The 11,485-nt window shown below is 40.6% G+C and carries 8 protein-coding genes; 5 read left to right on the forward strand and 3 right to left on the reverse strand.

The annotated features are described in order from the left end of the window. Positions 1 to 53 precede the first annotated feature (53 nt). The 3 genes from GTQ43_RS13725 (at position 54) to GTQ43_RS13735 (ending at position 4,976) form a co-directional block, all read left to right on the forward strand. Positions 54 to 1,037, forward strand: coding sequence for a vitamin K epoxide reductase family protein (locus tag GTQ43_RS13725; protein ID WP_265273154.1), 984 nt, complete (start codon positions 54 to 56; stop codon positions 1,035 to 1,037). A gap of 768 nt (positions 1,038 to 1,805) precedes the next feature. After that, complete coding sequence (locus tag GTQ43_RS13730) at positions 1,806 to 4,004, forward strand: CHASE2 domain-containing protein (protein WP_265273155.1); 2,199 nt, start codon at positions 1,806 to 1,808, stop codon at positions 4,002 to 4,004. Positions 4,005 to 4,757: 753 nt separating this feature from the next. Next, complete coding sequence (locus GTQ43_RS13735; RefSeq protein WP_265273156.1) at positions 4,758 to 4,976, forward strand: hypothetical protein; 219 nt, start codon at positions 4,758 to 4,760, stop codon at positions 4,974 to 4,976. Positions 4,977 to 5,069: 93 nt separating this feature from the next. On the opposite strand, the gene nadB is transcribed toward GTQ43_RS13735, so the two are convergent. From nadB to GTQ43_RS13750, 3 genes are all read right to left on the reverse strand, one after another. After that, the gene (nadB, locus tag GTQ43_RS13740; RefSeq protein WP_265273157.1) at positions 5,070 to 6,746 is read right to left on the reverse strand and encodes an L-aspartate oxidase; all 1,677 of its coding nucleotides are present in this window, start codon (positions 6,744 to 6,746) and stop codon (positions 5,070 to 5,072) included. Between the two features lie 205 nt (positions 6,747 to 6,951). Then, entirely contained in the window at positions 6,952 to 7,380 is a 429-nt protein-coding gene (psbU, locus tag GTQ43_RS13745; RefSeq protein WP_265273158.1) for a photosystem II complex extrinsic protein PsbU, read from the reverse strand. Positions 7,381 to 7,992: 612 nt separating this feature from the next. Next, the gene (locus GTQ43_RS13750; RefSeq protein ID WP_265273159.1) at positions 7,993 to 8,772 is read right to left on the reverse strand and encodes a DUF3120 domain-containing protein; all 780 of its coding nucleotides are present in this window, start codon (positions 8,770 to 8,772) and stop codon (positions 7,993 to 7,995) included. Between the two features lie 424 nt (positions 8,773 to 9,196). On the opposite strand from GTQ43_RS13750, the gene GTQ43_RS13755 reads away from it, so the two are divergent. Both GTQ43_RS13755 and GTQ43_RS13760 read left to right on the forward strand, forming a co-directional pair. After that, complete coding sequence (locus GTQ43_RS13755) at positions 9,197 to 10,021, forward strand: undecaprenyl-diphosphate phosphatase (RefSeq protein WP_265273160.1); 825 nt, start codon at positions 9,197 to 9,199, stop codon at positions 10,019 to 10,021. 97 nt (positions 10,022 to 10,118) lie between these two features. Beyond that, positions 10,119 to 11,459, forward strand: a complete 1,341-nt coding sequence (locus GTQ43_RS13760; protein ID WP_265273760.1) for a TIGR03279 family radical SAM protein — start codon at positions 10,119 to 10,121, stop codon at positions 11,457 to 11,459. The last annotated feature ends 26 nt before the right edge of the window (positions 11,460 to 11,485 follow it).

Raw genomic sequence — 11,485 nt, forward strand, 5'->3', positions numbered from 1 at the left:
TCACTCCTCACTCTTAACTCCTAACTTTTACCAATCCCCACTCCCTAATATTTATGATTCGCCGTCGTTCTACTCCTTGGATTCATAAATGGTCACGTCCATTGATTGCCGCGATCGCTGGATGTGGTGCGCTAACAACAGGTTATCTTGCCATCGAAAAGTTAACAGGAGGCAGTGCAGCTTGTGTCGCAGAGGCTGGTGCTAAGGGCTGTAATGATGTGCTTTCCAGCCCGTGGGCAACAGTTTTTGGTCAGCCATTAGCTTTGTTTGGGTTTTTGGCATACACCAGTATGGTGATATTTGCTTTGGCTCCCTTAGTATTAAACTCAGGAGAAAACAATAACCGCAAACAATTGGAGAATTGGACGTGGTTGCTACTGCTAGCGGGTGCGATCGCGATGTCTGTTTTCAGCGGCTACTTAATGTACCTGCTAGCATTTCAAATCAAAGCCCTTTGTCCTTACTGTATTGGTTCAGCTTTGTTTTCTTTGAGTCTTTTAGTACTGACAATTATCGGTCGAACTTGGGAGGATATTGGACAAATCCTCTTTACCGCCCTAATTGTGGGGATGATAACGCTGATTGGCACTTTAGGCGTTTATGCTGGCGTGAATCAATCAGATATTACATCTGGAACTCCTGGAAAACCCGTACAAATTAACTTTACTCCCAAGGAAAACCCTAACCCAGCATTCGGTTGGAAAGTTACCACTACTTCTGGTGAGGCAGAAATAGCCTTAGCACGCCATCTGGTGAAGGTAGGCGCGAAGGAATATACTGCTTACTGGTGTCCTCACTGCCATGAACAAAAGCTGCTTTTTGGTAAAGAAGCCGAGGAAATAATCAATAATGATGTTAGGGTAGAATGCGCTCCTGATGGACTCAAAGCTCAAACAGAACTGTGTAAAGCCGCAAAAATTGAAGGCTTCCCTACTTGGATCGTTAATGCTAAAAGCTATAGTGGAGTCCAAAATTTAGAGGAACTAGCAAAGGTTTCTGGTTATACAGGGCCTCGTGACTTCAAATATTTCAAGTAATTGCCTTCAGAAAGCCAATGCCACACTACTTGTTTGACGTGGGGTTTCCTCGCGTGCAGCAACTGTAGTTCGGGCATATAGTAAGTACATCATTATTAATTAAGTACTTTTTTGCGATCGCGACTCAATATGAGCTAAATACCCTGCTCCTGCGAACAGCACTAACTATGGTCAACTGGATGAATACAGCAAAGTCTGTTTCCAGTTGGCTTTTTTGTTTTTGGTAATAGATAATGGGTGTTATCCAATACTTAAGTACCAATTTTCCGCTGCTTTTATCTGCAAACACCTGAAGCTGAAAGAAATTCATCAAGTATATTTACTCTTTATAATGTATACTTCAATTTTCTTTTACAGCACTTGGAAGCCATCTTGAGATGCAATTCTGTCAGCGTCAAACCCAAAGGTATGTCTGTTGGAAGTGACAAGTTACTGTAATTCTTTGTAAAATGCTTAACCGACCGCAAATGTGAAAGTTTCATTGAGTAAGCTTTACCAGACAAGGATTTGAATGCTAAGTTCACTGAACTCACTTTCAACAGTATTTATTATTCTGTGGTGATAGCCACAAAACTTGTAGTTGCCATTTGGCCAGATAATTGGCCTCAAGATATGGTAATACATTCACAAATACCTCAATGTTCTGAAGAATCTTCCTGAGTTGAAAAAACTCTTAGAAACTCTATTTAGCTCTTGCTTGAGCTATGTTAATCCGATAGATAATAGCTATGGGAAATAGAGAATATTTCTCGCTACTAGGTAATGGGAATGAAGCAGCAGTTAGACAAGCGTTTTGTAAAGTTAATCTTTGGACTCAAACAATCGCTTAGTCGAGGACACAGAGAATTGATTACTGCCACCAGCGTTGCATTCTGCGTTTTACTTTTGCACTCCATCGGATTATTGCAATCTTTGGAGTTGGCAGCTTTAGATCAATTTTTTCGCTTACGTCCCAACGAACTACCAGAAGAGCGTATTACTCTGGTGGTGATTGATGAAGCCTATTTAAAGGAAGTCGGTTCGTGGCCGATTCCAGATAGGAAGATTGCCCAGTTGTTGCAAAAATTAAATGTCCACAAACCCCGTGCTATTGGCTTAGACATCTACCGAAATTTGCCAGTAGAGCCTGGTAATCAAGAACTGCGTGACACTTATAAGTCAATGCCCAACTTGATTGGTATTGAATTATTGGCAAATGACAAAAACGTTAGTGTTTCACCGCCATTAGGACTAAATAAAGATCAAGTGGGCTTTAACAACGTGCTATACGATCTTGATGGGAAAGTCCGTCGCAGCTTGTTGTATTGGCACGTTAAAAGTCAGGTACACGAAAGTTTTGCTCTGAAGTTAGCGTTATTGTATTTAAAGTCAGAAAATATTACTCCCACTAAAGCAAAAAACAACCCTGAGTATTTGCAATTGGGTAAAGCAACGTTTACTCGTTTTGAGGCTAAGGATGGTGCTTATGTGGGAGCTGACGATCGAGGATACCAACTTTTGACCAATTTTCCCAAACCCAAATGTCAAGGTTCATCTAAAGAATTGTGTAGTTTTCGCCACGTATCGATGAGAGATGTACTGGCAGATAAAGTCCAAGAAAACTTAATCAAAGATCGAATTATACTCATTGGCTCCACTGCACCTAGTCTCCAGGATTTTGCATTCATTCCCTATTCCAGTAGTCTAATGAGTACGGCAAAGCCTATACCTGGTATTCAACTACAAGCTTATTTTGTTAGTGAGTTAATCTCATCAGCTCTTAGTGGACGGCCTTTACTCAAGGTGTGGCCTGACTTAGTAGAAGACTTGTGGATTTTTATCTGGTCTTATCTAGGATCTGTGACAACATGGCGGATACGACATGCAACTAGGGGTCTCTTCAGTATCCTATTTTCTTGTTTTGTATTGACCCTGAGTACGTACCTTGCTTTCTTGTATGGCTGGTGGATACCACTTATTCCCTCACTGTTTAGTTTTGGCAGTTCAGCTATTTGGATGACCAGTCATATTGCTCACATGCAGGAAGAGTGGAAACGTTCTAAAGAGTTTTTGCATCACGTAATCAATACGATTCCCGATCCAATTTTTGTGAAAAATGAACAACATCAGTGGATTGTTTTAAATGATGCGTATTCTCGATTTATCGGTTATCCGAATAAGTTCTTAATTGAAAAGTCAGACTATGACTTTTTCCCGAAACATGAAGCTGATGTGTTTCGACAACAGGACGATCTTGTTTTCAGGACTCAGCAACCCCAGGAGCATGAAGAAGAATTTACAAATGCCGATGGACAGACTTATCAAATTGCCACTAAGCGATCGCTCCATAAAGACTCAGCTGGCAATTTCTTTTTAGTTGGAGTCATCCGAGATATTACTCAGCGCAAGCTTATGGAAGAACAGCTTAAACGTACTGCTGCTGAACTATTCCGCTCTAACAGTGAATTAAGACTCAAAGAAGACCACTTGCGTTATTTAGCGTATCACGATCCCTTAACTGGTTTATCCAATCGCAAATTTTTTGCCGAACAACTTTATGAATCCTTACATTGGGCGCAACACAATAACCTGTTGTTAGGACTACTGTTTATTGATCTGGATGGCTTTAAGCAAGTAAATGATACTCTGGGACACGAGACGGGCGATCGCTTATTAATGACTATTGCTAGACGACTCAGCAACTCTTTACGCACCAGTGATACAGTTTCTCGTTTGGGTGGCGATGAATTTACTGTCATTTTACGAGCAATTCCTAATGTCCAGGTAGCGGCTAAAGTCGCCGAAAAAATTTTAATTAATATTAGCAAGCCAATTGTTTTAGACGGCTATGCAATCAAAGTCTCTGCCAGTATTGGCATTAGTGTCTATCCATACAACAGTCAAGACAGTGAAACCTTAATGAAACAAGCAGATGCAGCAATGTACCATGCAAAGCGTCTGGGTAAAAATCGCTACGAGTTTGCTTAATTAGTCAAGATTCAAGCCTCCATACTTTTTCAAAGCAGTAAAAAATATTACCTTAAAATTAGGAATTTTGACTTTAAATACATCCAAGGCATTAGGTCGAAAAAGCTCTTCGTATATACCTAGGGTGGTTTTTTCGTTAAGATCCATATCCAGCAAGGCTTTCTGACTTGATAATTAAAACTAAGAATATAGGTCAGAAAGAAACTATTCATCAAAATTAATTATAAAAATATTTTTTTGTAATCATTGTTACCTTTAAAAAAATACTTGTACTGACTGTGATTATTACGGTACTTTATAGTCACGTAGTTCTTGAAATCTTTATCATATAACAACTATATTCTTTTATCTTTACTAATTTAAAAACATAACTATACAACAAAACAAGTATTTTTTTATTTATTTTGAATTCATTTTTTAGTAAACATAGTGTTTATACTTAAAAAGATTAAGATATTTTTAATAAATAGTGAATTATTCAAAGCGCTGACAGCAATTAATGAACATATCTAACTTTAGACTGATGTAAAAATGACTGATTAAGAATATTACTTAAGTATTGAGACTATTTAATACCAGCAAATTCAGGTTGATGTGCAAGTAAAAACCACAAAAACTTGTATGCTATTAGCAATAATTTATAAAGTTAAAATATTTTTTTAAAAGTTTCAGTAAATATACGATAGTAACCAATAATACGCTTTAGATGAAAAATTAGTGAATTTACTGAAAACGATGAAAACTAGCTTCCGAATGAAAAAGGTTATTTTTTTCTGTATAGCTGCTTACATGGTAATACCAAAAGTTGCTGCTTGCACAAGTATGTTCAGCACTGCAAGTGCTAATACTGTTGGTGCTACTAGCAGCAATACTTTAATCGCCCGCAAAGTCAATTCTCAAAATTTAAAAGACACGTATATCCCACCAAATTATGGTGGGCCTGACAGTCAGCATGGTAGTGGCACTCGCTAATAGGCCAATTTGGGATTTTAGACTATCTGTTACTTGGAGATATCCAAGCTAAGATTTACCTTATTGCTGTAGGAGATAGCAAGGGTAATTTATTCAAGATAATATTGGGGATTTCCACCAATGATGTGTTTTTACAAGTGTGTGAACTTGCCAATATGGGTTGGGTTGAGGATAGTCTAAACGGTAGTGTCCGCCTCGGCTTTCGGTTCTAAAAGCAGCACTTTTGAGAATTAAATTAGCCACATCTAATAAATTGCGGGTTTCTGCCCAAAGTCGCAATTGCCGTTCAATATCTGGTAGGTCAAAACTAGCTGGTTCTGCTGGATGTAAAGCAAGCAAAAATTGACTTAAAGGCAAGGCAGCAAAATCTTGCTGCCAAGATTCAACTGTGCCGATCGCAGTTTCTAATCTTGATTGCTCCCGACAAATACCAGCACTTTCCCACACCAGTCGCGGTAACTTCTCCCTGAGTGCTTCTAGATGTGCTTGCTGGATGTGCCACTCACTAAGATCAATACTAAATTTCCGTGATGGCAATATTGGTATTTCTGACGGTAGCTCAATATTTTCCAACTCTATTTGGCTCATCTGGGCCCCAAACACAATACATTCCAGCAGGGAATTACTAGCAAGGCGATTTGCCCCATGCACCCCGGTACTAGCGGTTTCGCCTACCGCGTACAAACTGGGGATATTTGTGTGATTCATCAGATCCGCGACAATGCCCCCCATCCAGTAATGGGCAGCAGGGGCCACAGGAATTGGTTCGTGGAAGACATCAACACCCCAATGCTGACAAACTTTAATGATGTTAGGAAAGCGGTGACGAATCTTTTCGGCGGGGATAGGGCGCATATCCAACCACACATGGGCAGTGGCCAAATCAACGGCAGTACGTTGTAAATGGCTGAAAATTGCTCTACTGACTACATCTCTCGGCGCGAGTTCTCCCGCAGGGTCGTAGTCAAAGGCAAAACGCCGTCCTTCGTTATCGACAAGGTGTGCGCCCTCACCGCGTACAGCTTCGCTAATCAGAAAGCGATCGGCACCAGGTTTCGTTAGGGCTGTGGGATGAAATTGCACAAATTCCAAATCGCGGAGGATCGCCCCAGCCCGATATGCGATCGCTACTCCATCACCAGTACTCACAGCTGGGTTAGTGGTTTGGGCAAAGACCTGACCGCCGCCACCAGTTGCCAAGACCACAGCACCAGCTTTAATCCATGTGATTTTACCTTGATAAAACAGGCTTATGCCCTGACAACGATTGCTTTCGGGTTCAATCCACAAACTCAAAGCTAAAGCTTGCTGAATGACTTGAATATTTTGGCGACGTAATACTTGGGCGGTGAGGGTAGTAGTAACTTCTCTTCCTGTGGTATCCGCAGCGTGGAGAACGCGGTTGCGAGAATGGGCAGCTTCTAAAGTTAAAGCCAAAGCTTGACCATGACGGTCAAAAGCAACCCCCAAGTCAACTAGAGATTGAATACAGTTAGGGGCAAGCTGGGCAAGAAATTCTACAGCGGTGCGATCGCACAAACCCGCACCTGCCCGGATGGTATCTTCAATGTGCAGCGTGGGAGAATCTTCTGGGGAAACGGCTGCGGCAATGCCACCTTGGGCCCAATCACTGGCGGACAAAGCAACGGTTTCTTTGGTAATCAAGCCGACTCGCAAGGATTCTGGCAGACACAGTGCTGTGTAGAGTCCAGCAGCACCAGCGCCGACTACCAAGACATCAAATTGGCTAGGAATATCTATCTGAGGCAAGGTAATGGGGGAGGGGGGAGGGAGCAGGGGGCAGGGGGAGCAGGGGGAGCAGGGGGAGCAGGGGGAGACAAGGAAAAAATTTTACTTTGTTCAGCTTGTCCCCATTGTCTCCCTTGTCCTCTTTGTCCCCCCTCATCTCTAATAGAATAATCCCACTCCCTAGAATCAGGAGTGGGTTGATATTTGCTACATTAACTGCATTCAGTTATCTGTAGATGCCGTTGTTAAAGCGATCGTCTCCTTCGTTGAAGGCAGGTTCTAGTTCTGTCACGGTGAACTTATCCAAGTTGGCTTGCAGGGTTGCTTTTTGGCGATCGCTTAATCCTGGTAGATCCAATACATCCTCTACATTTTTGTAGGGAGCATTTGTGATGATTTTCTTCGCCAGGGTAGGATAAAGCCCTGGATACTGTTGAAAAGCTCGGACGTTGGTATTATTCAAATCAATTTTTTTACCAAATTCCGTTCCTAGCTTCTTATCTGCCCGATTCTGCCGCTCAATTGCCAAAATTGGGACTTGAGGAAAAGCAAAACTGTTGAAACTAGCAGCTTGGGCTATCTGAGTTGTTCCCAACCATCCCCAGCAACTAAGTAACAAACTAAACACTGTTAATAAACGCGCCAATCCTTTCACGATTTTCTACCTCTTTCCATCAAACAGAAATAAAAGTTTTAAGCTAACAGCCGTCAGCAGTCATTAGTCATTAGTCAGAGCGCCAAAGACAATTGGACTTCAGACAAAACCTGATAGCTTAATCAACACAGCAGTCATCAGAAACTAATATACAGCGTATTAATATCCACAATATTTACCGTTACTGCCAGGACTTACGCAAAATCATGAAAAAACGAACCGCAAAGGACGCAAAGGACACAAAGAAATAAGAGTTTCAGAGAGTTTTTGCGTAAGTCCTAACTGGGTTTGACTCTAGTTTTGGCAAAAATTTTCATCGTGGTAAGAGTACCTGCATAGCTACAATCGGTTTCTATCCACGATCCCGGCAACATTCCCAACTAGACGAAATCTTTTCAGGGTGGCTGATTCTACCTTGCTACCGGGCATGAAACAGTCCAATATCTAAATACTGAAAACCATAGAAAGAAGACTTGAGGGTGATGGACTGTTATGTAACATTTCTTAACTAATTAATTATTTACAGCATCATTCTTGATGTACTGTAGATTGGAAAAAGTTTTGGTAAGAGAAGACTACAGGATTATTGCAACCTTATGCCTGTTAGCTTGTTCATGCTGCGATCGCAGCTAACAAAAATAGGCTGTCTACCAGAATTGTGCTTAAAACTGCGCCACCAAAGGCATACCAGTGTCTTTGCTTTCCACCTAAAGCTAAAATTCCCACTGTTAACAGCACTGAGGCGAGAATTATCGCCCAAGTTTCTCCCCAAGGTGTTTGTACTTGTATGAGCGCGTTTTGTAAGACTTGCGCTGCGCCATCTGCATCTACTCTCATAATTTGCCGCCAGTAGATCATCAAGTCTGTTAAATAAAAATATACATCTGTTAAAACTGTACCGAGTAAAGAACCTAAATAAAACCAGCTACCCACCTTGCCCCAATTTTTCGCCAGACACCAGCAAGCAAAGGGTAAACCTATAGATTCAACAGGCAAATGCCATAAAGGTTCCCAGCGCAACCAGCCCCAATAAATCGCTCCTGCTAACCAACTCCAGCTAAATCCTAAGAGCAAATCTCCCCAGACATAAGTTGCAGAACGTGACATTAAGGTAAAACTTAGCCATACCCAAAATGCTGTCAGCGCTAAACTTAGACTTGGTAGCGATCGCACTATTGGCGCTTCTACAAATACTGGCACTGATACCAAAAATACCGCCGCCCCAAACACCAACCAACTTTGTCTGGCAGAAATAGATAAAGGGAGAGAGGGAGAAAAGGAGAGTGGAGATTCCAACTGCCCGATCCCATTCTGGCCAGTATCAGCCAAATCCAACTCAGTATTCATAGAAGGGCTAGAGGCAGTGTAGGACGACAGTGTATTATTAATCAAAGTTTTTAATATTTGTTACTAAACTTTATCTTATTTAAGATATCACACTTTAAAATCCCCCCCTGGGGTATTGTAATTATACTGAAGTTTCGCGGAGCGCTGGGGAAAACCAGGCTAATCCATTAAGTTGCTCTCCATACAGAATTTATATGTAGTCTCTTGTAAATGGAAACTACATAAATTTCATGGTTAAAAAATGAACTAACATCAGTCCGCTAAATATTAAAGTTTGATGAACTGCTAAGATTTCGTTGACTTATTTAGGTGGGTGTAAGAACATGGTCAGCGTCTTAGATGATGTTATCGATCGGTAAATTGGAATTTTCTACAAGATTAGGTGCAGTAAAGAGTATATAAAGCAACATCATCATCTAAACAATCTTCATCATAATGTCTACAACAGGAAAAAAGGTATTAACTGTATATGGAGTTCATTCAAGCTTTTATTTTGGGAATTGTTCAAGGTATTACAGAGTTTTTACCTATCAGTAGCACTGCACATCTTCTGATTTTTACCAAGATATTTGGTTGGAAAGAATTAGGCTCTAAAGATTTTGTTGATGCAATTCAATTTGGTAGTGTTATCGCAATTGTGGGATATTTTTGGTCGCTGATATATAGTATTGTCAAAGGTGGAATTGAAGCATTAAAAGAGAAAGACTGGCAACGTGAAGAATGGAAAATTCTTGTTGGTATTGTAGTAGGAACCATGCCAGCCTTAATTTTTGGTTTTCTTTTGAAAGACGTTCTACCGGAGAGTGCATTAATTATTGCCATCATGTCAATTATCATGGCACTTGTACTAGCTTTGGCAGAAAAAATTGGCACTCGCAAGCGAGATTTTGATTCATTGCAGATTCGGGATGGTATTTTAGTTGGATTGGGACAAACACTTGCGTTGATTCCAGGTGTTTCTCGTTCTGGCTCGACCTTGACGACTGCCTTATTTTTAGGATTAGAACGCGATACAGCCGCCAAATTCTCATTTTTATTAGGGTTTCCAACTCTTACCATTGCTACACTGTATAAAAGTTTGAAAATCTTCAAATTATTTCAAGCCCACCAACTGCCAGATAATATTGTCGGACTGTTAATTGTAGGGATTATTTCAACCTTTATATTTTCCTACCTATCAATTGCATTCTTAATCAAGTACTTAGCAACCAAAAACACTTTGATCTTTGTTTGGTATAGATTAGCATTCGGCAGTGCGATTTTAGCTGCGATCGCAGCAGGTTGGAAAGGATAATTCCATAATAGCCATTGGTCATTAGTCATTTGTTTAAAGCAAATGCCCAATGCCTAATGCCCAATGCCCAATGCCCAATGCCCCATTCCCAATACCCATGAATACAATTCATCCTGCCCGAATTACCAAGGTTCTTCCAGACTCAATAGCCGCAGAGATTGGCTTTGAAGTTGGGGATGCGATCGTTGCAATCAATGGTACGCGTCCCCGCGATTTAATTGATTATCAGTTTTTGTGTGCTGATGAAGTTTTAGAACTAGAAGTTTTAGATGCTGCTGGTAAAACTCATAGCCTGGAAATCGAAAAAGATTACGACCAAGATTTGGGGCTAGAATTTGAAACAGCCCTATTTGATAGCTTAATTCAGTGCAATAATCGCTGTCCATTTTGCTTTATCGATCAACAGCCACCAGGTAAACGCACCAGCTTGTACTTGAAAGATGACGATTACCGTCTGAGTTTTTTGTACGGTTCTTATCTTACCCTGACCAATTTGCCAGAAAGAGAATGGCAACGAATTGAGCAAATGCGCTTGTCTCCGTTGTATGTTTCTGTGCATGCAACAGAAGCTGATGTGAGAATCAGACTGCTAAAAAATCCTCGTGCGGGACAAATCTTGCAACAACTCAAATGGTTTCAAGAAAGACGACTACAAATTCATGCTCAAGTAGTTGTTTGTCCTGGTATAAATGATGGCAAACATCTAGAACAAACTCTCAAAGATTTAGCGTCCTTCCATACTGGTGAATTACCTGCGGTGGCATCGGTGGCAGTTGTGCCAGTTGGTTTAACACGGTTTCGCCCTCCAGAAGATGAACTGATAGCCGTAACTAGGGAAAAAGCCCAAGAAGTGATTTCCCAAGTGCAAATACTCTCACGGCAATTTCGCCAACAATTTGGTTCTAGCGTTGTTTGGTTAGCCGATGAGTGGTTTTTGATTGCAGGTGAGGAATTACCTAGCGAATCAGAATATGAAGAATATCCCCAAATTGATAACGGAGTTGGTTCGATTCAATTATTTATCAAGCAATTTGCCACCGTTGCGGCAGAATTACTCCCAGCAAAAGTATATCCTCAGAGAAGATTAACTTGGGTAGTAGGCAACGCCGTAGAAAAAGCATTTCAACCGATTTTGAAACGCTTAAATTTTGTTGAAGGTTTAGAAGTAAATATGCGTGCTTTATGTAGTGATTATTGGGGACAAACTATCAGTGTAACCGGATTACTAACTGGTCATGATTTACTTTTAAATCTAGAAGGGCAAGATTTAGGTGATGGTATTTTGCTACCGAATGTCATGTTAAAAAATGGTGAATTAGTGTTTTTAGATGATATGAGTATTGAGGAATTAGCTGGTAGACTAAATACAAAAATTTTACCAGTTGCAGGAGTTGAAGATTTAATCAAAACGTGTATTTTCAATTCTGTTCAGGTTTAGTTCTTAAAGATCAGTTGTTTTTCGGA

The organism is Nostoc sp. KVJ3, from assembly GCF_026127265.1.
GTDB lineage: Bacteria > Cyanobacteriota > Cyanobacteriia > Cyanobacteriales > Nostocaceae > Nostoc.

Coding starts and splice junctions, on each gene's coding strand:
- GTQ43_RS13725 (WP_265273154.1), top strand. CDS start 54: ATGATTCGCCGTCGTTCTACTCCTTGGATTCATAAATGGTCACGTCCA.
- GTQ43_RS13730 (WP_265273155.1), top strand. CDS start 1,806: ATGAAGCAGCAGTTAGACAAGCGTTTTGTAAAGTTAATCTTTGGACTC.
- GTQ43_RS13735 (WP_265273156.1), top strand. CDS start 4,758: ATGAAAAAGGTTATTTTTTTCTGTATAGCTGCTTACATGGTAATACCA.
- GTQ43_RS13755 (WP_265273160.1), top strand. CDS start 9,197: ATGGAGTTCATTCAAGCTTTTATTTTGGGAATTGTTCAAGGTATTACA.
- GTQ43_RS13760 (WP_265273760.1), top strand. CDS start 10,119: ATGAATACAATTCATCCTGCCCGAATTACCAAGGTTCTTCCAGACTCA.